Below are 21,399 nucleotides of genomic sequence, written 5' to 3' on the forward strand. Positions count from 1 at the left end.
CATCGAGTGGCGCCGCCGGGCTGTCAGCTTTTGTTCGAGGGAGGTGGAGTGTGAGCGAACCCCGGTCCGCGCCGACGGTCGGCCAGGTGGTCCTCGGCCGGCGCCTGCTGGATCTCCGGGAACGGGCGGGGCTCAAGCGCGAGGAGGCGGCCCGCATCCTCCGCGTCGCCCCCGCCACCGTCCGCCGCATGGAGATGGCCGAGGTCTCGCTCAAGATCCCGTACCTCCAGCTCCTGCTGAAGGCGTACGGCGTCTCCGAGGAGGAGGCCGACGCCTTCGTGCAACTGGCGGAGGACGCCAACCGCCCCGGCTGGTGGCAGCGCTTCCACGACATCCTGCCTGGCTGGTTCTCGATGTACGTCAGCCTGGAGGGCGCTGCCTCCCTCATCCGCAGCTACGAACCCCACTTCGTCCCCGGACTGCTCCAGACCGAGGACTACGCGCGCGGCGTGCTGCGCTCCGGTGCCGTCGGGCAGACCCAGCCCGAGGACATAGAGCGCCACGTCGACCTGCGCATGCAACGGCAGGACCTGCTCACTCGTGAGGACGCGCCCCGGATGTGGGTCGTGATGGACGAGACCGCGCTCCGCCGCCCGGTCGGCGGCCCGGAGGTGATGCGTACGCAGATCGACAAGTTGCTCGAGGCCACGAGGCTGCCCAATGTGACGCTGCAGGTCGCGCCGTTCGCCGGCGGTCCGCATCCCGGCACGTACGGGCCGTTCGTGCTGTTCCGATTTGCCATGCCCGAACTGCCGGACATGGTCTACAGCGAGTACCTGACCGGCGCCGTCTATCTGGACGCGCGCAACGAGGTGGCTACCCACCTCGAGGTCATGGACCGCATGGCGGCGCAGGCCGCTACGGCACATCGCACGAAGGAGATTCTCCGGGATCTCCGCAAGGAGCTGTGAATGGAACTCATGAAGCCCCTGAAGTCCCTGTCCCACCCGCGGGTGCGCACCGGAAGGATCTACAACGGCATGCCCGCGGGGGAACTGGGCAGCGAGGGCTGGCACAAGCCGTGGAGCGGCGGCAACGGGGGGAACTGCCTGGAGGCGATGAAGCTCGACGACGGCCGGATCGCCGTACGCCAGTCCACCGACCCGGACGGGCCGGCGCTGATCTACACCTCCGCCGAGATGACGGCCTTCATCGAGGGAGCGAAGGCGGGAGAGGCGGATTTCCTGCTGTCCTGAGGCCTTTGACCGCTCTACCTTTTTGTTCCGCCGTTCTGAACGTGGCACTGAATTGATCACTAACAGTTGCAGATACTTATGGAGTCCGTCATGACCGGGCAGCACCCCGTGGAGATCGACACGAGCAGGCCGCACCCCGCGCGGATGTACGACTGGTACCTCGGAGGCAAGGACAACTACCCGGTCGACGAGGCCATGGGCCGGCAGATGCTGGCCCTCGACCCCCGGGTCCCGGTCATGGCACGGGTGAACCGCGCGTTCATGCAGCGCGCCACCCGCTGGCTGGCCGGGCAGGGGATACGCCAGTTCCTCGACGTCGGCACGGGCATTCCGACCGAGCCCAACCTGCACCAGGTGGCGCAGGGCGTCACGCCCGACGCCCGTGTCGTGTACTGCGACAACGACCCCATCGTGCTGGCCCACGCGGCGGCTCTGCTGCGCGGTACGGATGAGGGGGTGACCGAGTACCTCCAGGCCGATGTGCGTGACCCGGACGTCGTCCTGGAGGGCGCGCGGAAGATCCTCGACTTCAACGAGCCGGTCGCGCTGTCGCTCATCGCGCTGCTGCACTTCGTCTCCGACGAGGACGGGGCGCACGAGCTGGTCGGGCGGCTGCTGGAGGCGCTGCCCTCGGGCAGCCATCTGGTCGTCACCCACGCGACGTCGGACTTCACTCCGGAGGAGTCGAAGGCGGCCACGGAGAAGCTCAAGGCGGCGGGCGTCACCCTGGCGCTCCGCTCCCGTGAGGAGTTCACCCGTTTCTTCGACGGCCTGGAGCTCGTCGAGCCGGGCGTCCAGGTCCCCCAGGAGTGGCACCCGGAACTGGGTGACCCGATCCCGGGCCAGGACGACGGCGTGATCCCCGGCTACGGCGCGGTCGCCCGCAAGCCGTAACGCACCTGGAGTGGTGGGACCCCCGGGTCCTATGTTCCGGCACCACTCCAAAGGCGGCGGCCCGCCAAACCAACGGGCCGCCGCCACCCCTCCCCCCACCCCGCCGCCCTCCGCACTCCGCGGGCAATCGTGCAGCTGGGGCGGCACGGGTGGGCGCGACGGCACCCCGTAAGCGCCGGGCTGCGCAACCGACCCCCGGCGAGCATCAACGCGTTGACAACACCGGGGCGCCCGCCCCCCCCCGCAGCACCGCACGGGTGGGCGCGACGGCACCCCGTACACCACCGGTCCACCCACAAAGCCCCGCCCGCCCACTCACACCCTCATCGGACGATCGTCCGGCTCAATCGGCACCGGCAGCCGGCTGACCCCACCCGCCAGATACCGATCGACCGCCGCCGCCACAGCCCGCCCCTCCGCGATCGCCCACACGATCAACGACTGCCCCCGAGCGGCATCCCCCGCCGCGAACACCCCCCGCACATTCGTCCCGAACCCCCCGTCCCGCGCGACCGTCCCACGCCCCTCCAGCTCGACCCCCAGCTGAGCGACCAGCCCGTCCCCCGGATCCGGCCCGGAGAACCCCAGCGCCAGCAGAACGAGATCCGCCGGCAACGTCCTCTCCGTCCCCGCCACGGCCCGTCGCCCCGCATCCACCTCGACCAGCCGCAGCGCACACACCCGCCCCTCCCCGTCCCCACTGAACCGCAGCGTCGACGCGGCGAACACCCGCACGTCCCCGTCCCCGCCCGCATCCGCCGCCGGCCCCATCCGCAGTGCCCGCGCCTCCTCATGCGCGGCCGACATCCGGTACAGCTTCGGATACGTGGGCCAGGGATCCGCCTCCTCGTCCCGCTCGTCCCCCGGCCGCCCGTAGATGTCGAGCTGCGTCACCGACGCGGCCCCCTCCCGTACCGCCGTACCCAGACAGTCCGCCCCCGTGTCACCGCCGCCGACGATGACGACATCCCGTCCCGCGGCCGACAGCGGCGACGACTCCAGATCGCCCTCGCACACCCGGTTCGCCAGCGGCAGATACTCCATCGCCTGGTGGATCCCCGCGAGTTCACGGCCCGGCACGGCGAGTTCCCGCCACGCGGTCGCCCCCGTGGCGATCACCACCGCGTCGTAACGCGAGCGCAGCTCCGCCGCGTCCACATCGCGCCCGACCGTCGTGGACGTCCGGAACTTCGTCCCCTCGGCCCGCATCTGCTCGATCCGCCGCTCCAGATGCCGCTTCTCCATCTTGAACTCGGGGATGCCGTACCGCATCAGCCCGCCGATCCGGTCGTCCCGCTCGTACACCGCCACCGTGTGACCCGCCCGGGTCAGCTGCTGGGCCGCGGCCAGCCCGGTCGGGCCCGAGCCGATGACGGCGACGGTCCGGCCGGAGAGCTGCTCCGGCGGCGCCGGCGGCGCGAAACCCTCCTCCCAGGCCCGGTCGGCGATGGCGCACTCGACGTTCTTGATGGTGACCGCCGGCTGATTGATGGCGAGCACACAGCCCGCCTCGCAGGGCGCCGGACACAACCGGCCCGTGAACTCCGGGAAGTTGTTGGTCGCGTGCAGCCGCTCCGCCGCCGCCCGCCAGTCCTCCCGCGAGACCAGGTCGTTCCACTCCGGGATGAGATTGCCCAACGGGCAGGCCTGGTGGCAGAACGGCACACCACAGTCCATGCAGCGGTCCGCCTGCCGGCTGACGACGGGAAGCAGCGCACCCGGGACGTACACCTCGTCCCAGTCGCGGACCCGTTCCCCGACCGGCCGGCGCGGCCATTCCTCGCGGGGCGTGGTCAGGAAACCCTTGGGATCGGCCATGGCCGTGTTCCTTGCGTGCGCGGGTGACAGGCCGTGCGTCGTCGGGCGGCACTCCTCCCGCCACGATACGTCCGCTCACCCGCCCCCGCAGAGCACCGGGACAGCGCTTTCCGCCGGAGAGCACGGGAGTACGCCGGTCCGGCCGGCGGCTCCGTCAGACGAGGGCCACGAGGTACGCCAGCGCCGCCCCGGCCGAGGCGAGCGCCCGGACGTGGTTCCACAGCGTCCACTCGCGCACATACTCCGGCCAGTACGCCGCCGCCTCCGGTCCGTCCGGATCGAGCCGGGCCAGCGCCTCGTTGCGCGGTATGTTCGCGACCACGGTCAGTCCGAACGACCCGGCCAGATACAGGACACCGCCCACCAGCAGCTCGGCCGTCCCCTCCTCCGGCCACAGGACGAACGTCACCACCGTGACCACCACGCACAGCATGGCCGTACCGAGGAACAGCAGCATGAAGGCCGGACGCACCGCCGCCCTGTTGACCGCCTGCATCGCGGCCACCCCCTGCGCCGGCGGCAGGTCCGCCAGTCCTCTCATCACGAACGTCGAGAAGGCGCAGAAGACCCCGGCCACCAGCCCGGTCCCGAGCACACCCAGCGCCGTCAGTAAGAAGTAGGGTCCGTCGATCATGTCGTCTCCCCCGTTCCGGGCCGGGTTCCTTCCCGGCCTCCACCGTCCCCACACTGGCGCATCATGGCCGTGTGCGACTTGAAGCGATCACCTGGGACCGGCTCGGCGACCTCCTCGCCGAGCGCCTGCTGGAGCTGAGGACAGCCGACGGCGGTCCCTGGCCGCGGGTCGCCCTCGACGGCGCCCCGGCCGCCCGTCCCGGAGACCTCGCCGCGCGGATCGCCGAGGCGCTCCGGACACGGGGCCGCCCCTCCCTGGCCGTCGGCACCGAGGGCTTCCTGCGGCCCGCCTCCATCCGGCTCGAGTACGGCCACCAGGACCTGGAGTCCTACTACAGCGGCTGGTACGACACCGGCGCCCTCTGGCGTGAGGTGTTCGGCCCCCTCGAACCCGGCGGCAGCGGACGCGTCCTGCCCGACCTGTGGGACCCCGTCACCGACCGCGCCACCCGCAGCCCCTACGTCCATCTCCCTCCCGGCGGCGTGCTGTTGCTGCACGGTCCTCTCCTTCTGCGGCACTGGTTCCCCTTCGACCTCACCGTCCACGTCCTCCTCTCCCCGGGCGCCCTGCGCCGCCGTACCGCCGAGGCCGGCCACTGGACCCTGCCCGCATTCGAGCGGTACGAGCGGGAGACCGACCCCGCCGGCACGGCCGACGTGCTGATCAGGGCCGACGATCCACGCCATCCCGCCTGGCGGGGCTGACCCCGCCCGCCGCGAACCGACCTCCGGGTGCCGTCCCCGCGCCGCACGACGAGAATGAAGGGCGCCGGGACTCTGCGGCGCGCCCCCGCGCCGCGCCGGCCGTCCGGCACCGGGAGGTACCCCATGACCACCGCCGGAGACATCATGCACCGCGGCGCCCAGTGGATCCCCGTCCACGAAACCCTCGACCGGGCCGCCCAGTTGATGCGCGACCTGAACGTCGGGGCCCTGCCCATCAGCGACGAGAACGAGCGTCTGTGCGGCATCCTCACCGACCGCGACATCGTCGTCGGCTGTGTCGCCATGGGCCACGACCCCGCCCGGGTCACCGCCGGAGACATGGCCCAGGGCACCCCCCGCTGGATCGAGGCGGACGCCGACGTCTCCGACGTCCTGCACGAGATGCAGACCCACCGCATCCGCCGGCTGCCCGTCATCGACGGCAAACGCCTCGTCGGCATGATCAGCGAGGCCGACCTCGCCCGGCACCTGACGGACGACCAGATCGCCACCTGGGCCGAGAGCGTCTACGCCACGACCGGCGCCGGCTGAGCCGTCCCGGCAGCGCGGTCTCACAGCCAGCGGCTGCGCCGGAAGGCCCGGTACAGCACCAGACACGCCACGGATATCACCCCGATGACCATGCCGTAGCCGTACCGCCAGCGCAGCTCGGGCATGTGGTCGAAGTTCATGCCGTACACCCCGCAGATCATCGTCGGCACCGCCACGATCGCCGCCCACGCGGTGATCTTGCGCATGTCCTCGTTCTGCGCGACCGTCACCTGCGCCAGATGCGCCTGGAGGATGGAGTTCAGCAACTCGTCGAACGCCGCTATCTGCTCCTTCGCCCGCAGCAGATGGTCGGAGACGTCACGGAAGTACGCCTGTATCTCGGGGGCCACCACCCGGATCGGCCGGGTGGCGAGCTCCTCCAGCGGCCGGCCCAGCGGCACCACCGCCCGCTTCAGCTCCAGGAGTTCCCGCTTGAGCTGGTAGATACGGCCCGGATCGACCCGCTCGCCGTGCTCCGCGAACACATCCGTCTCGACCTGGTCCATGTCCTCCTGGACCGAGTCGATGACGGTCAGATAGTCGTCGACCACATGGTCCGCGATCGCGTGCAGCACCGTGGACGGACCCTGGGCGAGCTGCCCCGGGTCGGACTCCAGCCCCTCCCGCAGGGGTCCCAGCGAGCCGTGCCGGCCGTGCCGCACCGTGACCACGAAGTCCTCGCCGAGGAACACCATGATCTCGCCGGTGTCCACCACCTTGCTGTTCGCCGTGAGCTCCTCGTGCTCGACGTAGCAGACCGTCTTGAACACGGCGAACAGCGTGTCTCCGTACCGCTCCAGCTTGGGGCGCTGGTGGGCCTCGACGGCGTCCTCCACCGCCAGCGGATGCAGGTCGAACAGCTCCGCGATACCGGCGAACTCCCGGGCGGTCGGCTCGTGCAGCCCCAGCCAGACGAAACCCTCCCCGCTCCTGCGCACCTGACGCACCGCGTCCACCAGGTCCCCGCTCCCGCCGGTGCGCCGACCGTCCCGGTACATCACGCAGTTGACCACCGAGGAACCCAGCGGGGAGCGGGCCGGATGACTCAGATCCACACGGGGCCGCCGCCGCGCCAGCCGGGCCACCCGGCGCAGCCCGCCGACCGTGCCGAGACTCGTGACCTTCCGCAGATTGCCTGCCATGGACATCCGGATTCTCCTTGCGTGGTTCCCCCGCGCCGTCCTGCTTCCGCGCTCAGGCCCGCCAGTCTGCCAGTCCCGGACGAGTCGTGTGCGAGCCTGTGGACAGCGGGCATTCCGCTTTGTTCCCGCCTGTGGACAAAGGGAGTTCGACCCTGGTGACGCCGTACGTCAGGCGGACGCGGGCGGGCGGCCCCCTATGTGTTCCACCGCCTGCGCGCCCGCCCGGCAGCCCTCCTTCGCCGCCTCCTCGGGGTCGGCGCCCGCGAGCAGGGCCGCCAGGAACGCGCCCGTGAACGCGTCCCCGGCACCCGTGGTGTCCCGGGGCACCGCCGGTACGGCCGGGACACGGGCGTACACCTCGCCGGACCGGGCGAGCAGCGCGCCTCCGGCACCCTGCTTGGCCACCACCAGCGGGACATGCCGGCTCAGCCGCGCCGCGGCGTCCGCGGCATCGGACACCCCCGTGAGCAGACACGCCTCGTCACGGCTGGGCAGCAGGACGTCCACGCCCTCGACCAGCGACAGGAACCGGTCGGTGCCCAGCCGCCCGAGGAATCCCGCCGACGCCGGATCCAGACTCACCGGCACACCGCAGGCCCGCGCCGCCTTCAGCGCCACCGCGACGAACGCACGGCTCGGCCCCGCGAACAGCAGATAGCCCGACAGATGCAGCCGCGCCACGCCCTCCAGCAACACGTCCGACCAGTCACCGGGATCCAGCCGCAGCGACGCCCCGCTGTCGGTCAGGAACGTCCGCTCCGCCGCCGCGCCCTCGTCGACCAGGCAGATCACCGTCCCCGTCGGCGCCCGCCGGTCCACGACCAGCAGCGGCCGGACCCCGCAGGCGGCCAGCTCCCGCTCGTGCCAGGCCGCCGCGTCCGAACCCACCCGGCCGAGCAGCCGCACCCCGCCACCACCCCGGCGCGCCGCCCAGCAGGCCACATTGGCACCCGCACCGCCCGGCACCCTCCGGATCGACGCCACCGTGTCCGTGCCCGGGGCGAGCGGTCCGCTGTGCCGGGCGACCACGTCCGTGATGACATCGCCGGCGACCAGCAGCGCCCCGCCGCGCACCGCGCCCGTCACGCCCCGGCGGCCCAGCACGCCGCGATACGCGCCGCCAGACGTACATTGCCCCGGACCGCCGCCAGGTTCGCGGCGAGGGACGCCCCGTCGGTGCGGCGTACCAGGTGATCGAGCAGGAACGGTGTGACGGCCTGGCCCGTGACCCCCTCCGCCTCGCACGCCCGCAGCGCCTCGTCGAGCACCCGCGCGTGCAGACCGGGGTCGAGCTGCTCGTCCTTTGGGACCGGTTGGGCCACGATCAGCGCCGACTCGGGCCCGCCGACCGCGTCCTGCGCCCGCATGACCTCCGCGACCTGCGCCGGGGTGTCCAGCCGCCAGTCCACGGGGTGCCCCGAGTCGGACAGGTAGAAGCCGGGGAAGCGGTCCGTGCCGTACCCGGCGACCGCCACCCCCAGCGTCTCCAGCCGCTGCAGGGTCGCGGGCACGTCCAGGATCGACTTCACCCCCGCGCACACCACGGTGATCCGCGTCCGCGCCAGCAGACCGAGGTCGGCCGACTCGTCCTGGGTCACCGTCCACTCCCGGTGCACCCCACCCAGCCCGCCGGTGGCGAACACCCGGACGCCCGCACGCGCCGCCAGCAGGGCCGTGGCCGACACCGTGGTCGCCCCGCTCGCCCCGGCGGCCACCGCGAGCGGCAGATCACGGTGACCCAGCTTGCGGATGCCGTCCTCGTTGGCGACCCGCTCCAACTGGTCCTTGTCCAGGCCGACCCGGGGCCGCCCGTCCAGCACGGCGATCGTCGCGGGTACCGCGCCCTCCTGCCGTACGGCCGTCTCCAGCTCCAGCGCCACCTGGAGATTCCGTGGCCGGGGCAGTCCGTGGGCGATGATCGTGGACTCCAAAGCCACCACCGGGCGGCCCGCGGCGATCGCCTCCCGTACCTCTTCGGACACCATGAGCACCACGCGTCTGCCTCCTGTCTGCCGGTTCCCCCTCATCCCTGGCGGCTCGCGCACCGGGCCAAACCCCTTGCGGGCCGTCGCCGGTGTCACGGAGGCTGGGGGCATGACGGACCACACGACTCGCCTCGACCACATCGTCCTGTGGGTGGAGGACCCCATCGCCGCCGCGGAGTTCTACGAGAAGGCCGTGGGCCTGGAGCCCGTCAGACTCACCGACTACGCCGCGGGGGAGGCGCCGTTCCCCTCGGTACGGGTGAACGAGGAGACGATCCTCGATCTCATGCCGCGGGCCAAGGCGGAACGGATGCGGATGCTGCCCGGGGCCGCGGAGAGTTCGGGGCATCCCGTCAACCATGTCTGCCTGTCGCTGCCGGCCTCGGACTTCGACGCCCTGCGCAGTCGGCTGGAGGAGAGCTCGGTACCGGTGTCGGACGTTTCGCGCGACTCGTTCGGAGCGCGCGGACCGGCGCGGCGCAGCTTCTACTTCCGCGACCCGGACGGCAACGTGTTCGAAGCACGGCACTACGACTGACCGAGGTTCCCGCCACGGCAGCCGGGGAGCGCCGCGGGCGGAACCACCGCGCCCGAGCCGTCAGAACAACGGCTCGGGCAGGACGCCCTCCAAGGCGAGCAGGTGGCGCTTGGCTTCCAGGCCGCCGCCGAAACCGCCGATGCCGCCGTCGCTCTCCACCACCCGGTGGCACGGGACGACCACCGGCAGCGGATTGGCGCCCATTGCCATGCCGACGGCCTGCGCCGCCCCGGGCTGGCCGACCCGCCCGGCCAGGGTGCCGTACCCGACGACCGAGCCGAACGGCACCCCGGCGGCCAGCTCCCGCAGCACCTCGCGGTGGAAGCCGGAGATCAGCGACCAGTCCAGCGGCAGCTCGAAGTCCCGCCGCGCCCCCGCGAAGTACGCCTCGACCTGACGTATCGCCTCGGCCAGCAGCGGGGAGCCGGGATCCTCGACCGGCCGGGTGCCGAGCCGCGACGCCAGCCGCTCCAGCGCTTTGTCGCGCACCTCGCCGGTGGCGTGGAAGACGACGTTGACCAGGCCCTCACGGGTCGCGGCCAGCAGCAGCGGGCCGATTCCGGTGCCGACCACGGCCCACACCACCCGCTGCTCGTACTGCCCATGGCTGTCCATGCGGCCCACCGTACGGCCCGCCACTGACATCGCGCCGTGAACGCGGGCGGCGGGCGCCTCAGCCGCGTACCGCGTCCCGCACCACGTCGGGCGTGTTGGTGATGATCCCGTCGACCCCGTACCCGGCGACCCGCCGGGCGGCGGCCGCGTCGTTCACGGTCCAGGCGCACACCTCCAGCGGCTTGCCGTGCGGGCCCTTGAACGCGTGCACGGCGGTGACATAGCCGGCGGACAGGGAAGCGTACGAGGGGTTGATCTGGTCGGTGAAGGCCGCGTAGGCGGGCAGGTCCGACACCGGCGGCGTCCCGAGGAAGCCCGTCTTCACCGCGGGCCGCAGATCGTGGACCGTCCGCACGCTGTCCGCGCTGAAGCTCTGCACGACCAGCCGGCCCCTCACGTGCCCGCGGTCCAGCCAGCCCTCGTTGCCCAGCACCTTGACGATCTGGCGCTCTATGCCGGGATACAGCTGAGGGTTCTTGATCTCCAGCAGCAGCTTCTGGCGGTGCTCCTCCACGCGGTGCACGAACTGCTCCAGCGTCGGCACGCGCGCGCCCGCGTAGGCCGCGTCGAACCAGCTGCCCGCGTCCAGCCGGGCGATCTCCGCCGCCGTGAAGTCGCTCACCTTCCACGGCGCCCGGTCCGGAAAGACCTCCTCGACGTCGGTGGTGCGCCGGAGGCTGTCGTCGTGCAGGACGACGAGTTCTCCGTCCCTGGTGCGCTGCACGTCGTTCTCCACCCAGTCGACGCCGAGCGCGGCCGCCCTGTCGACGGCCGCCAGGGTGTTCTCGGGCGCGTACGCGGACGCGCCCCGATGGGCTATCACCAGGGGTCGCGCGGAGCTCTCGGCGGCCCGCGCGGGGGAGAGCGGGAGCAGGAGAGCGACCGCGCCCAGGAGCGCGGTGGTCGAGGCGGCGACAGCGCGTGCGTGCATGCGTACTCCTCGCGTCGAACGGTCACGGACAGCTCAACTGTGACAGCAGACGGTCAACGCGAGACGGGTACAGGATGGCCACGGATTGAACGCTGTCGCCCGATGTCCGCACACTGGTGCCACACACCTGGGGCAAGGACGTGTTTCTTTGCCGGATAGTCGTTCGACCATTCCGGTGGGGCCATACCCTCTGCCTCACCCCTGGCCGCCCTCACCGGCGCCGGGAGGGGGACTCCACCGGGACATTGCGGGACACACACAGGGCGGGAAGGGCAGCCGCGCATGCAGGGCACGGTCGACGGATTCAGCTACGGCCTGGTCACACCGCTGGTGGCCTTTCTCATGGCATGCCTCGGCGGGGCCCTGGGCCTGCGCTGCACCACCAGGGCGCTCAGAGTGTCCCGCACCTGGCGTCCCGGCTGGCTCGCCCTGGCCGCCGCGGTGATCGGCTCCGGCATATGGACGATGCACTTCGTCGCGATGACGGGCTTCACCATCGAGGGCACGCCGATCCACTACGACCGGACGATGACGTTCGCGAGTCTGGCCGTCGCCATCGTCATGGTGGGCATCGGGATCTTCATAGTGGGCTACAAGGGCGCCTCCGGCACGGCCCTGTTCACCGGCGGCACCATCACCGGCCTGGGCATCGCCTCGATGCACTATCTCGGCATGGCCGGAATGAGCCTCGACGGACGCCTGGAGTACAACGTCCTCACCGTCGCCGCCTCCGTGGCCATCGCCATGGCCGCCGCCAGCGCCGCCCTGTGGGCGGCCGGACAGGTGCGCGGCTTCCTGTGGAGCGTGGGCGCCAGTCTCGTCATGGGGCTCGCGGTCACCGGGATGCACTACACCGGCATGGCCGCACTCGAGGTGCACGTCCACGGCTCGGCCGAGCCCGCCACGGGGGAGCCCGCGGCCGCCCTCCTCGGCCCGATGCTGGTCGGCCCGCTCGCCTTCCTCGTCCTCGCCGGCATCGTGGTGATCTTCGACCCGCTGATGGTCGCCGGCGACACCCCCGCGGTCCCCGCCGAGCGCAAGCCCGGCGTCCCCGCGCACTCCCCGGGCCACCACACCCCCGTCCGCTCCCGGCTGCGGGCCCGCGGGCCGGTGGAACGCCGCTCCCGCACCCCGCAGCGCCGCTGAACCGGGCCCGTTGTCAGTGGGGGGTCGTACGGTTGATGCATGCGGCCCGTTTCCCAGATCGAACGCACGGTGGCGCCCTTCGAGGTCGTCAGTCCCTACCAGCCGAGCGGCGACCAGCCGACGGCCATCGCCGACCTCGCCCGGCGCATCGAAGCAGGTGAGAAGGACGTCGTCCTGCTCGGCGCCACCGGCACCGGCAAGTCCGCCACCACCGCGTGGATGATCGAGAAGCTCCAGCGGCCCACCCTGGTCATGGCGCCGAACAAGACCCTGGCCGCCCAGCTGGCCAACGAGTTCCGCGAACTGCTGCCGAACAACGCGGTCGAGTACTTCGTCTCGTACTACGACTACTACCAGCCCGAGGCGTACGTCCCGCAGTCCGACACCTACATCGAGAAGGACTCCTCGATCAACGAGGAGGTCGAGCGGCTGCGCCACTCCGCGACCAACTCGCTGCTCACCCGCCGCGACGTCGTCGTGGTCGCCTCCGTCTCCTGCATCTACGGCCTGGGCACACCGCAGGAGTACGTCGACCGCATGGTCCCCCTCCGCGTCGGCGACGAGTTCGACCGCGACGAGCTGTTGCGCCGTTTCGTGGACATCCAGTACACGCGCAACGACATGGCCTTCTCCCGCGGCACCTTCCGCGTCCGCGGCGACACCATCGAGATCTTCCCGGTCTACGAGGAGCTCGCCGTCCGCATCGAGATGTTCGGCGACGAGATCGAGGCGCTGTCCACGCTCCACCCGCTCACCGGCGAGATCATCAGCGACGACGAGCAGCTGTACATCTTCCCGGCCACCCACTACGTCGCGGGCCCCGAGCGCCTGGAGCGCGCGGTCAACGACATCGAGAAGGAGCTCGTCGAGCGCCTGACCGAGCTGGAGAAGCAGGGCAAGCTCCTGGAGGCCCAGCGCCTGCGCATGCGCACCACCTACGACATCGAGATGCTCCGCCAGATCGGCTCCTGCTCCGGCGTGGAGAACTACTCGATGCACTTCGACGGCCGCTCACCCGGCTCCCCGCCGAACACCCTGCTGGACTACTTCCCGGACGACTTCCTCCTCGTCATCGACGAGTCGCACGTGACCGTCCCGCAGATCGGCGCCATGTACGAGGGGGACGCCTCCCGCAAGCGCACCCTCGTCGACCACGGCTTCCGGCTCCCGTCCGCCCTCGACAACCGCCCGCTGAAGTGGGAGGAGTTCCAGGAGCGCATCGGCCAGGCCGTCTATCTGTCGGCCACCCCCGGCCAGTACGAGCTCTCCCGGGCGGACGGCACCGTCGAGCAGATCATCCGCCCCACCGGCCTCGTCGACCCCGAGGTCGTCGTCAAGCCCACCGAGGGCCAGATCGACGACCTGGTGCACGAGATCCGCACCCGCGTGGAGAAGGACGAACGCGTCCTGGTCACCACGCTCACCAAGAAGATGGCCGAGGACCTCACCGACTACTTCCTGGAACTCGGCATCCAGGTTCGCTATCTGCACAGCGACGTCGACACCCTGCGCCGGGTCGAGCTGCTGCGGGAGCTGCGCAGCGGCGAGTACGACGTCCTCGTCGGCATCAACCTGCTGCGTGAGGGCCTCGACCTGCCCGAGGTGTCCCTGGTGGCGATCCTCGACGCCGACAAGGAGGGCTTCCTGCGTTCGGGCACCTCCCTGATCCAGACCATCGGCCGCGCGGCGCGCAATGTCTCCGGCCAGGTCCATATGTACGCGGACAAGATCACCCCGGCGATGGAGAAGGCCATCGACGAGACCAACCGCCGCCGCGAGAAGCAGGTCGCGTACAACCAGGCGAACGGCATCGACCCGCAGCCCCTGCGCAAGAAGATCAACGACATCGTCGCCCAGATCGCCCGCGAGGACATCGACACCGAGCAGCTGCTCGGCTCCGGCTACCGCCAGGCCAAGAAGGACGGCGGCGGCACCAAGGCGCCCGTGCCCTCCCTCGGCACCAAGGCGGCCAAGGGCGCGAAGAGCGCCAAGGGCAGGGGCAAGGCCACCGAGACGGTGCCGACCGACCGTCCCGCCGCGGAACTGGCCGAGCAGATCGAGGACCTCACCGCGCGGATGCGGGCCGCCGCCGCGGACCTGCAGTTCGAGATCGCGGCACGGCTGCGCGACGAGGTGTCGGAGATGAAGAAGGAACTGCGGCAGATGCAAGAGGCGGGTCTTCGCTGACGGCCGCGTCGCGATGTGTTGCAAGAACGACACAAAGTGCGGACCTGGGTACGTCACTGTCAGTGCCCCTGCGTAGGGTTCTGGTCAACCGCGAATGCGCGGTAACAGGGGAAGTCCGAGAGGGGAATCAGCGCGTGACCGTCAACATGACCAAGGGTCAGGCCATCAGTCTGCAGAAGAACGACGGCGGCAGCCTGACCGCGGTGCGCATGGGTCTCGGCTGGCAGGCGGCCCCCCGTCGCGGCCTGTTCGGCTCGCGGACCCGTGAGATCGACCTGGACGCCTCGGCCGTCCTGTTCGCCGACAAGCAGCCCGTCGACGTCGTCTTCTTCCGCCACCTGGTGAGCGACGACGGCTCGGTACGCCACACCGGTGACAACCTCGTCGGCGGTGTCGGCCAGGGCGGCGACGACGAGGCCATCCTCGTCGACCTGTCGCGCGTCCCGGTCCACATCGACCAGATCGTCTTCACCGTGAACTCCTTCACGGGCCAGACCTTCCAGGAGGTGCAGAACGCGTTCTGCCGCCTCGTCGACGAGACCAACGGCCAGGAGCTCGCCCGCTACACGCTCGCCGGAGGCGGCGCCTACACGGCCCAGCTCATGGCGAAGGTGCACCGCACGGGCGGGGGCTGGACGATGACGGCCCTCGGCAACCCGGCCAACGGCCGCACCTTCCAGGACCTGATGCCGGCGATCCTGCCGGTTCTCTGACAGGCGACAGACACAGGCACCGCACGCGACACGGGGGGACGAAGGCGATGACGGCCGAGCTGGTGCGGGGACAGAATCACCCGCTCTCCCAGTCGCGTCTGGAGATCCGGGTCTCGGCCGGCACGCCGGTCGTGGCCGTGGCCGCGCTCGGCGACGAGAACGGCCGGATCCACGGCGTGGAGTGGGTGGCCCACCCGGGCGCACCCACCCAGCCCGGTCTGGAGGTGTCGCGACAGGCGGCCGCCGACCACCGTCTCGCGGTGGACCTGGACGCCATGACCGACGCGGTCCACCGCGTCGGGGTGCTGCTGGCCCTGCCCGCCGCGGGCGGCGGTCCGGGGCCGGCCCGGTTCGGTGCCGTGGCGGCCCCCTTCGTCGCCGTCACCGGCCTCGACGGCGACGAGGTCGCCAGCTACACCATCACGGGCCTGGAGGCCGAGTCGGCCGTCGTCGCCCTGGAGCTCTACCGGCGGCAGGGCGCCTGGAAGGTGCGCGCCGTCGGCCAGGGCTACACGGGCGGTCTGGCCGAACTCCTCACCGACCAGGGACTGCCCGAGGCCGTGCCCCTCGCGGGCAGCATCAACGAGGCCGTGGCACGGGGGCTGGCCCGCTCCGTGCAGGCACCCCCGTCCCGCCCGTCCGACGGCGACCGCTCCCGGCAGACGGCCGCCCCCGCCCTCGGCCCCGACCAGGGCGGCACCGCTCCTCAGGGCGCACCGGGACCCGTACCACCGGCGTACGGCGGGCAGCCGTCCGGCGGACCCGGACAGAGCGGACCGCAGCCGTCCTACGGCGGAGGCGGCGCCGCGGAGCCGTCCGCCACCACCGGCGGACCGATCAACTACAGCCACCCCGGCCGGCGGAACTCCGCCCCGCCGCCGCCCCCGCCCACCGCGCCGCCGGCACAGCCCGGGCAGCCGGCGCAGCCCGTCGCGGGGGACGCGACCGGCTGGTCCATGGAGGAGCGGCTCTACAACCAGGTCTGGGGCATGTTCGAGGACCTGGCCCGTAGCACCGCCGCCTACCGGAGCGCCGTCGACTTCGCCGAGTCCCGGATGGACAAGGAGCTGGAGCAGGCCCTGTCCGACCCGCGCAGCCGCATCGGCGGCCAGGGCGACGCCGTCCGTGAGGCGGCCCGGGCCCGGCACGCGCACCTCGTCGACCAGGCGCGGGAGGTCCTCGACCGGGACATCGCCCAGCTCGTCGCCGAGGCCGACGTCGTCGAGCCCGCGCTGCCCCCGGCCTTCGCCCGCTGGGACAACCCCGCCTGGCACGCCTACCGGGTGCCGATGGAGATACCCATGGCGCTGCGCCTGGGCGACCTCCGGCTGCCCGAGGCCGACCGGATCCGTATCCCGATGCTGCTCCGGCTGCCGCTGGAGCGCGGTCTGTGGATCGACAGCGGACGGGCCGACTCGATCGACGGGTCGTTCACCGACTCCCACGACATGCGCCGCCTCGCCATGGACACGGCGGTCGCGCACGCGGCCCGGCTGCTCGCCGTCTACCCGGCGGGCGAGTTCACCGTGCACGTCATCGATCCTGCCGGATCCGGGACGCAGCCGCTGGCACCGCTGACGGGGACCGGTGTGCTGGCCGCCCCACCCGCCCAGGGCGCGGCCGGGGTGACGGATGTGCTGAGCAGGCTGACCCAGCGGGTCGACCTGGTGCAGATGGCGCTGCGCGGCGGCGCCCCGGACGCGCTGCCGCCCGGCTTCGACACCTCCCAGCAGCTCCTGATCGTCAACGACTTCCCGCACGGCTTCGACGACCGCGCGGTGAACCAGCTGCGCTACCTGGCCGACGAGGGCCCCTCTGTCGGGGTCCATCTGATGATGGTCGCCGACCGTGAGGAGTCCTCGGCCTACGGCCCGCTCCTGGACCCGCTGTGGCGTTCGCTGCTGCGACTGACTCCCGTCCCGAACAGCCATCTGGCCGATCCCTGGGTGGGGCACGCCTGGACGTACGAGCCGCCGCTCGTACCGGCCGGCAGTCAGGTCCTCCACCAGGTGCTCACTCAGGTGGCGGCGGCCCGCCGTGCGTGGAACAGGTGACCTCCCGCCCTTGACCAAGCCCGCGTAAAGCGCTTGGACCTGGGATTTTGTATCTTTCTTTACTCGCCTCTTTACCAATCCTTGGTGATTGGGTACTGTTGACCGCACGGAGGGGAGTACTCCCTGTCTGTGCGGCGACCCCGTCAATACGGATCAGGCCAGATCCCGGGGCGTCGGCCCGAAGGACCGTCCCGGCTCAGTCATGCGCCGGTGGCCCGGGTGGAAGAGACCTCCGGTAGCGACGACGCTGACATTTGCCGTGTGACGTATCTGCCGGAGGCGCAGTGGATGTTTCCATGACCCTGTGGGTCCTGACGATCGTGGGCCTGTGCGCCCTCATCGGAGCCGACTTCTTCATCGGCCGCAAACCGCATGACGTATCCATCAAGGAAGCCGGAATCTGGACCATCGTCTGGGTCGTCCTGGCCGGGCTCTTCGGGCTCGGCCTGGTGATCTGGGGCGGCGGCCAGGCCGGAGGCGAGTTCTTCGCCGGCTACATCACCGAGAAGTCCCTGAGCGTCGACAACCTCTTCGTCTTCGTGCTGATCATGGCGAAGTTCGCGGTGCCGTCGCAGTACCAGCAACGGGTGCTTCTCATCGGCGTGCTCATCGCCCTGGTGCTGCGCGCGATATTCATCGCCGCCGGCGCCGCGATCCTCGCCAGCTTCTCCTGGGTGTTCTACCTCTTCGGCGCCTTCCTCATCTGGACCGCCTGGAAGCTCGTCCAGGAGGCCCGGGCCGACGGGGACGAGGAGGAGTTCGAGGAGAACAAGCTGCTCAAGGCCGCCGAGCGCCGCTTCGGTGTGGCCGACCGGTACCACGGCACCAAGCTGTGGATCGAGCAGAACGGCAAGCGGGTCATGACCCCGATGCTCGTCGTCATGCTCGCCATCGGCACCACGGACGTCCTGTTCGCGCTCGACTCGATCCCCGCGATCTTCGGCCTGACGCAGGACCCGTACATCGTGTTCACGGCGAACGCGTTCGCGCTGATGGGCCTCAGGCAGCTGTACTTCCTCATCGGCGGCCTGCTGAGGAAGCTCGTCCACCTGTCCTACGGGCTGTCGATCATCCTCGGCTTCATCGGTGTGAAGCTGGTGTTCCACGCACTGCACGAGTCCGGGGTACACGTTCCCGAGATCAGCATCCCGGTCTCGCTGGGAGTGATCTGCTCCGTCCTGATCGTCACCACGATCACCAGCCTGCGGGCCTCCCGCAAGCAGGCGGAGGCGGAGGCGGCCAAGAGCACCGCGCAGGACGACATAAACGCCTGACCCGTCGGACACCGGGCACGCGGAACCGGGAGCGGCGGCCGGCACATCGCCGGCCGCCGCTCCCGCCCGGCATGTCCATCCCCGCGCCGCCCGTCGGCGCCGACCCAGTGAGACTCGTACGAGGAGGCCATGCGTGACCATGATGACCCCGAGACGATCAGGATCGCGGAGCAAAGGGGCCGGCCGTACGACGGTGCCACCCCCCGCGCCCCCCGGGGTCGGCCGGTGGCAGGAGGGCAGCGGTGAAGTGCGCCGCCCGTTCACGTCTGCGACGATCGCTCCATGACCGCTCGGCTCAGGTCACTCGCGGCGCAGTGGACGGTCCTGGTACCGGTGTTCGCCGTGGTTCTGCTGATCCTGACCTGGGGACGCGAACTGCCCGGCTGGGTCGTCGTGATGGTGACCCTGATCCTCGCGGGGGCCGTGCTGGCGGCCGTGCACCACGCCGAGGTGGTCGCGCACCGGGTCGGTGAGCCCTTCGGCTCCCTGGTCCTCGCGGTCGCCGTCACCGTCATCGAGGTGGCGCTGATCGTCACCCTGATGATCGACGGCGGGGACAAGAGCGCGACGCTCGCCAGGGACACCGTCTTCGCGGCCGTGATGATCACCGTCAACGGCATCCTCGGACTGAGTCTGCTGGTGGGCTCACTGCGCCACGGAACGGCGGTCTTCAATTCGGAAGGCACCGGCGCGGCTCTCGCCACGGTCGCGACACTGGCGACCCTCAGCCTCGTCCTGCCGACGTTCACCACGAGCAAGCCGGGCCCGGAGTTCTCCACGGTCCAGCTCACCTTCGCGGCGGTATCCTCACTGATCCTCTACGCACTGTTCGTGGCGACCCAGACCGTCAGACATCGCGACTACTTCCTCCCGATCGTCAAACAGAGCGAGGGACGCCCCTCCGACGAGGAGGAGCACGCCGAGGCGCCCTCCACCCGCACCGCCATGATCAGCCTCGGCCTGCTGGGTCTGGCCCTGATCGGAGTGGTGGGGCTGGCCAAAGGGGTCTCGCCCACGATCGAGTCCGGAGTGGACGCGGCCGGGCTGCCCCACTCCGTCGTCGGTGTGATCATCGCGCTGCTGGTGCTCCTTCCGGAGACCATCGCCGCGGGACGCGCCGCGCGCCGCAACCAGGTGCAGACCAGCATGAACCTCGCGCTCGGCTCGGCGATGGCCAGTATCGGTCTCACCATCCCCGCCGTCGCGCTGGCCTCCCTCTGGCTCCCCGGACCGCTCGTCCTCGGCCTCGGCGACACCCATATGGTGCTGCTCGCCCTCACCATGGTGGTGGGTGCGCTGACCGTGGTCCCCGGGCGCGCCACACCCCTCCAGGGAGGCGTGCACCTGGTCCTGCTCGCGGCCTATCTGGAACTGGCGATCAACCCCTGACGGGGCAGGCGGCCCAGGGGGTGTCTGCCCCAGCCCGCAGCGTCGCGGCCGCGGGGCAGACACCGCCTCGGGCTGCCCGGCGGCGGAGACCGTGCCCGGCCGGGGTCTCCGGCTCCCCGTCGAACGTCGCCGGGTCCGCCCAGTCACGGTTCATGTCCCGCCAGCGGTCCGCGGGCCGCAATTCGTGAGTGCCCGGGATGAACAGAGCCGCTCGCACGGATTCGGCGGTCTGCACATGCATATCTCGCGAGAAGGCGGGTGTTGTCGCTCGTCCTGCCGGGAGGCCAGGGCCCGGCGGGGCTTCGCCGCACCGTGATAGACCGGGTCCGAACAGCGGTTCCCGTGAGGACCGCTCCACCCCGACGGACCGGAGGAACCGTGCCCCGCGATCTGGCCAACGCCCCCATCATGATCCTCAACGGCCCCAACCTGAACCTGCTCGGACAGCGCCAGCCGGAGATCTACGGCACCGACACGCTCGCCGACGTGGAGGCGATGTGTGCCGAGGCGGCGGCCGCGCGGGGCGGCACGGTGGATCTGCGCCAGTCCAACCACGAGGGTCAGCTGGTGGACTGGATCCACGAGGCGCGGCTGAACCACTGCGGGATCGTCATCAACCCCGGCGCCTACTCGCACACCTCCGTCGCCATCCTGGACGCCCTCAACACCTGTGACGGGCTGCCCGTGATGGAGGTCCACATCTCCAACATCCACCGGCGCGAGTCCTTCCGGCACCACTCCTACGTCTCCCTGCGCGCCGACGGGGTGATCGCGGGGTGCGGGGTGCAGGGGTACGTGTTCGCGGTGGAGCGGATCGCGGCGCTGGCCGGACCGGGACTGGCCGAGGCGTAGGAGCCCGTCACCAGCCCCGCGCGTGCCACTCCGGCAGGTGCGGGCGCTCCGCGCCCAGGGCGGTGTCGTTGCCGTGGCCGGGATAGACCCAGGTCTCGTCCGGCAGGACGTCGAAGATCTTGGTCTCGACGTCCTGGATGAGACGGGCGAACGCCTCCGGGTCCTTGAAGGTGTTGCCCACACCGCCCGGGAACAGACAGTCCCCGGTGAACACATGCGGATGCCCGTGGGGGTCGTCGTAGACGAGGGCGATCGAGCCGGGGGTGTGCCCGACGAGGTGGCGGGCGGTGAGCTCCACCTGACCCACGCGGACGGTGTCGCCGTCGTCGACCAGGACGTCGGTCGGCACCGGGATGCCCTCGGCGTCCTCGCGGCCCGCGTGGGTACGGGCGCCGGTCGCGGCGACGACCTCGGCGAGCGCCTGCCAGTGGTCGCCGTGCCGGTGGGTGGTGACGACGGACGCGATGCCGTCGTCACCGATCGTCCCCAGCAGGGTCCCCGCGTCGTTGGCCGCGTCGATCAGCAACTGCTCGTCGGTGGCCCGGCAACGCAGCAGATACGCGTTGTTCTCCATGGGGCCGACCGCGACCTTGGTGATCATCAGGTCCTTGAGTTCGTGCACGTCGGCTGGGCCGCCGACCGTCACCCGACCGCTGTACGTCATGACCGCCAGCCTATAGCGCCAGGGCCTGCCCGGCGGTGCGGTCCGGAGGAATCCGGCGGCGCCTCGCCGCCCGGGTGAGCCGGGTCCGGTGCGTACGGCCGGACAGCCCCG

Annotated in this window: 21 protein-coding genes and 1 pseudogene; 13 read left to right on the top strand and 9 right to left on the bottom strand. The window is 71.1% G+C overall.

From position 1 onward, the window contains the following. The first annotated feature begins 50 nt into the window (after nucleotides 1-50). From IF28_RS0133530 to IF28_RS0133540, 3 genes are all read left to right on the top strand, one after another. On the top strand, nucleotides 51-911 hold the full coding sequence (locus IF28_RS0133530) for a helix-turn-helix domain-containing protein (RefSeq protein WP_030228561.1): 861 nt from the start codon (nucleotides 51-53) through the stop codon (nucleotides 909-911). Beyond that, nucleotides 912-1,196, top strand: a complete 285-nt coding sequence (locus tag IF28_RS0133535; RefSeq protein WP_030228571.1) for a DUF397 domain-containing protein — start codon at nucleotides 912-914, stop codon at nucleotides 1,194-1,196. A gap of 90 nt (nucleotides 1,197-1,286) precedes the next feature. Then, a complete protein-coding gene (locus tag IF28_RS0133540; RefSeq protein ID WP_078621614.1) occupies nucleotides 1,287-2,090 on the top strand; it encodes an SAM-dependent methyltransferase in 804 nt (267 codons plus the stop codon). Nucleotides 2,091-2,405: 315 nt separating this feature from the next. Here the strand turns inward: IF28_RS0133540 and IF28_RS0133545 are convergent, their stop codons facing one another. Both IF28_RS0133545 and IF28_RS0133550 read right to left on the bottom strand, forming a co-directional pair. Further along, nucleotides 2,406-3,908 carry a glutamate synthase subunit beta gene (locus IF28_RS0133545; RefSeq protein WP_030228584.1) on the bottom strand — a complete coding sequence of 501 codons (1,503 nt, stop codon included), beginning with the start codon at nucleotides 3,906-3,908 and terminating at the stop codon, nucleotides 2,406-2,408. Nucleotides 3,909-4,062: 154 nt separating this feature from the next. Continuing rightward, complete coding sequence (locus tag IF28_RS0133550) at nucleotides 4,063-4,542, bottom strand: DUF1772 domain-containing protein (protein ID WP_030228587.1); 480 nt, start codon at nucleotides 4,540-4,542, stop codon at nucleotides 4,063-4,065. A 71-nt stretch (nucleotides 4,543-4,613) separates the two neighbouring features. Here IF28_RS0133550 and IF28_RS0133555 point away from each other — a divergent pair, with 71 nt between their 5' ends. Next, nucleotides 4,614-5,246 (top strand): uridine kinase, encoded by a 633-nt coding sequence (locus IF28_RS0133555; RefSeq protein WP_030228589.1) that lies wholly within the window; start codon nucleotides 4,614-4,616, stop codon nucleotides 5,244-5,246. 123 nt (nucleotides 5,247-5,369) lie between these two features. Then, nucleotides 5,370-5,798, top strand: coding sequence for a CBS domain-containing protein (locus IF28_RS0133560; RefSeq protein ID WP_030228592.1), 429 nt, complete (start codon nucleotides 5,370-5,372; stop codon nucleotides 5,796-5,798). Nucleotides 5,799-5,818: 20 nt separating this feature from the next. On the opposite strand, the gene IF28_RS0133565 is transcribed toward IF28_RS0133560, so the two are convergent. The 3 genes from IF28_RS0133565 to IF28_RS0133575 form a co-directional block, all read right to left on the bottom strand. Beyond that, complete coding sequence (locus tag IF28_RS0133565; protein ID WP_030228594.1) at nucleotides 5,819-6,946, bottom strand: magnesium and cobalt transport protein CorA; 1,128 nt, start codon at nucleotides 6,944-6,946, stop codon at nucleotides 5,819-5,821. Nucleotides 6,947-7,108: 162 nt separating this feature from the next. After that, on the bottom strand, nucleotides 7,109-8,041 hold the full coding sequence (locus IF28_RS0133570; protein ID WP_030228597.1) for a carbohydrate kinase family protein: 933 nt from the start codon (nucleotides 8,039-8,041) through the stop codon (nucleotides 7,109-7,111). After that, complete coding sequence (locus IF28_RS0133575) at nucleotides 8,023-8,934, bottom strand: pseudouridine-5'-phosphate glycosidase (protein WP_030228601.1); 912 nt, start codon at nucleotides 8,932-8,934, stop codon at nucleotides 8,023-8,025. The genes IF28_RS0133570 and IF28_RS0133575 overlap by 19 nt, the downstream gene beginning before the upstream one ends. A 100-nt stretch (nucleotides 8,935-9,034) precedes the next feature. Between IF28_RS0133575 and IF28_RS0133580 the strand changes: the two genes are divergently transcribed. Continuing rightward, nucleotides 9,035-9,463: a VOC family protein gene (locus tag IF28_RS0133580; protein ID WP_030228604.1), complete on the top strand. Its 429-nt coding sequence runs from the start codon at nucleotides 9,035-9,037 to the stop codon at nucleotides 9,461-9,463. A 60-nt stretch (nucleotides 9,464-9,523) separates the two neighbouring features. Here the strand turns inward: IF28_RS0133580 and IF28_RS0133585 are convergent, their stop codons facing one another. Together IF28_RS0133585 and IF28_RS0133590 are read right to left on the bottom strand one after the other, a co-directional pair. Beyond that, entirely contained in the window at nucleotides 9,524-10,078 is a 555-nt protein-coding gene (locus IF28_RS0133585) for a methylated-DNA--[protein]-cysteine S-methyltransferase (RefSeq protein ID WP_030228606.1), read from the bottom strand. 58 nt (nucleotides 10,079-10,136) lie between these two features. Next, nucleotides 10,137-11,009, bottom strand: coding sequence for a glycerophosphodiester phosphodiesterase (locus IF28_RS0133590; protein WP_030228608.1), 873 nt, complete (start codon nucleotides 11,007-11,009; stop codon nucleotides 10,137-10,139). A 282-nt stretch (nucleotides 11,010-11,291) separates the two neighbouring features. Here IF28_RS0133590 and IF28_RS0133595 point away from each other — a divergent pair, with 282 nt between their 5' ends. From IF28_RS0133595 to IF28_RS0133620, 6 genes are all read left to right on the top strand, one after another. Then, complete coding sequence (locus tag IF28_RS0133595; protein WP_030228610.1) at nucleotides 11,292-12,155, top strand: MHYT domain-containing protein; 864 nt, start codon at nucleotides 11,292-11,294, stop codon at nucleotides 12,153-12,155. Between the two features lie 39 nt (nucleotides 12,156-12,194). Beyond that, nucleotides 12,195-14,342, top strand: coding sequence for an excinuclease ABC subunit UvrB (gene uvrB / locus IF28_RS0133600; protein ID WP_030228613.1), 2,148 nt, complete (start codon nucleotides 12,195-12,197; stop codon nucleotides 14,340-14,342). A gap of 134 nt (nucleotides 14,343-14,476) precedes the next feature. Further along, nucleotides 14,477-15,055, top strand: a complete 579-nt coding sequence (locus IF28_RS0133605; RefSeq protein ID WP_030228615.1) for a TerD family protein — start codon at nucleotides 14,477-14,479, stop codon at nucleotides 15,053-15,055. Nucleotides 15,056-15,102: 47 nt separating this feature from the next. Beyond that, nucleotides 15,103-17,109, top strand: a complete 2,007-nt coding sequence (locus IF28_RS0133610) for a TerD family protein (RefSeq protein ID WP_030228619.1) — start codon at nucleotides 15,103-15,105, stop codon at nucleotides 17,107-17,109. A gap of 284 nt (nucleotides 17,110-17,393) precedes the next feature. Then, a complete protein-coding gene (locus tag IF28_RS0133615; RefSeq protein ID WP_030228621.1) occupies nucleotides 17,394-18,383 on the top strand; it encodes a TerC family protein in 990 nt (329 codons plus the stop codon). A gap of 282 nt (nucleotides 18,384-18,665) precedes the next feature. Next, nucleotides 18,666-19,772 (top strand): calcium:proton antiporter, encoded by a 1,107-nt coding sequence (locus tag IF28_RS0133620; protein ID WP_030228624.1) that lies wholly within the window; start codon nucleotides 18,666-18,668, stop codon nucleotides 19,770-19,772. 88 nt (nucleotides 19,773-19,860) lie between these two features. On the opposite strand, the pseudogene IF28_RS40065 reads toward IF28_RS0133620, so the two are convergent. Beyond that, a pseudogene (locus tag IF28_RS40065) lies at nucleotides 19,861-20,013 on the bottom strand (LD-carboxypeptidase); the annotation flags it as partial. A 137-nt stretch (nucleotides 20,014-20,150) separates the two neighbouring features. On the opposite strand from IF28_RS40065, the gene aroQ reads away from it, so the two are divergent. Next, nucleotides 20,151-20,624 (top strand): type II 3-dehydroquinate dehydratase, encoded by a 474-nt coding sequence (gene aroQ, locus IF28_RS0133625; protein ID WP_030228627.1) that lies wholly within the window; start codon nucleotides 20,151-20,153, stop codon nucleotides 20,622-20,624. A gap of 7 nt (nucleotides 20,625-20,631) precedes the next feature. Here aroQ and IF28_RS0133630 read toward each other — a convergent pair whose 3' ends face one another. Beyond that, nucleotides 20,632-21,288, bottom strand: coding sequence for an MBL fold metallo-hydrolase (locus tag IF28_RS0133630; RefSeq protein WP_030228630.1), 657 nt, complete (start codon nucleotides 21,286-21,288; stop codon nucleotides 20,632-20,634). Between the last annotated feature and the right edge of the window lie 111 nt (nucleotides 21,289-21,399).

This window comes from Streptomyces sp. NRRL WC-3626 (genome assembly GCF_000718785.1).
GTDB classification, from domain to species: domain Bacteria; phylum Actinomycetota; class Actinomycetes; order Streptomycetales; family Streptomycetaceae; genus Streptomyces; species Streptomyces edwardsiae.

What these genes read in the sequence shown, in the direction of transcription:
- IF28_RS0133610 (WP_030228619.1), top strand. Translation starts at nt 15,103, where the DNA reads ATGACGGCCGAGCTGGTGCGGGGACAGAATCACCCGCTCTCCCAGTCG.
- IF28_RS0133535 (WP_030228571.1), top strand. Translation starts at nt 912, where the DNA reads ATGGAACTCATGAAGCCCCTGAAGTCCCTGTCCCACCCGCGGGTGCGC.
- uvrB (WP_030228613.1), top strand. Translation starts at nt 12,195, where the DNA reads ATGCGGCCCGTTTCCCAGATCGAACGCACGGTGGCGCCCTTCGAGGTC.
- IF28_RS0133560 (WP_030228592.1), top strand. Translation starts at nt 5,370, where the DNA reads ATGACCACCGCCGGAGACATCATGCACCGCGGCGCCCAGTGGATCCCC.
- IF28_RS0133545 (WP_030228584.1), bottom strand. Translation starts at nt 3,908, where the DNA reads ATGGCCGATCCCAAGGGTTTCCTGACCACGCCCCGCGAGGAATGGCCG.
- IF28_RS0133565 (WP_030228594.1), bottom strand. Translation starts at nt 6,946, where the DNA reads ATGTCCATGGCAGGCAATCTGCGGAAGGTCACGAGTCTCGGCACGGTC.
- IF28_RS0133630 (WP_030228630.1), bottom strand. Translation starts at nt 21,288, where the DNA reads ATGACGTACAGCGGTCGGGTGACGGTCGGCGGCCCAGCCGACGTGCAC.
- IF28_RS0133620 (WP_030228624.1), top strand. Translation starts at nt 18,666, where the DNA reads ATGACCGCTCGGCTCAGGTCACTCGCGGCGCAGTGGACGGTCCTGGTA.
- IF28_RS0133585 (WP_030228606.1), bottom strand. Translation starts at nt 10,078, where the DNA reads ATGGACAGCCATGGGCAGTACGAGCAGCGGGTGGTGTGGGCCGTGGTC.
- IF28_RS0133540 (WP_078621614.1), top strand. Translation starts at nt 1,287, where the DNA reads ATGACCGGGCAGCACCCCGTGGAGATCGACACGAGCAGGCCGCACCCC.
- IF28_RS0133550 (WP_030228587.1), bottom strand. Translation starts at nt 4,542, where the DNA reads ATGATCGACGGACCCTACTTCTTACTGACGGCGCTGGGTGTGCTCGGG.
- IF28_RS0133595 (WP_030228610.1), top strand. Translation starts at nt 11,292, where the DNA reads ATGCAGGGCACGGTCGACGGATTCAGCTACGGCCTGGTCACACCGCTG.
- IF28_RS0133590 (WP_030228608.1), bottom strand. Translation starts at nt 11,009, where the DNA reads ATGCACGCACGCGCTGTCGCCGCCTCGACCACCGCGCTCCTGGGCGCG.
- IF28_RS0133580 (WP_030228604.1), top strand. Translation starts at nt 9,035, where the DNA reads ATGACGGACCACACGACTCGCCTCGACCACATCGTCCTGTGGGTGGAG.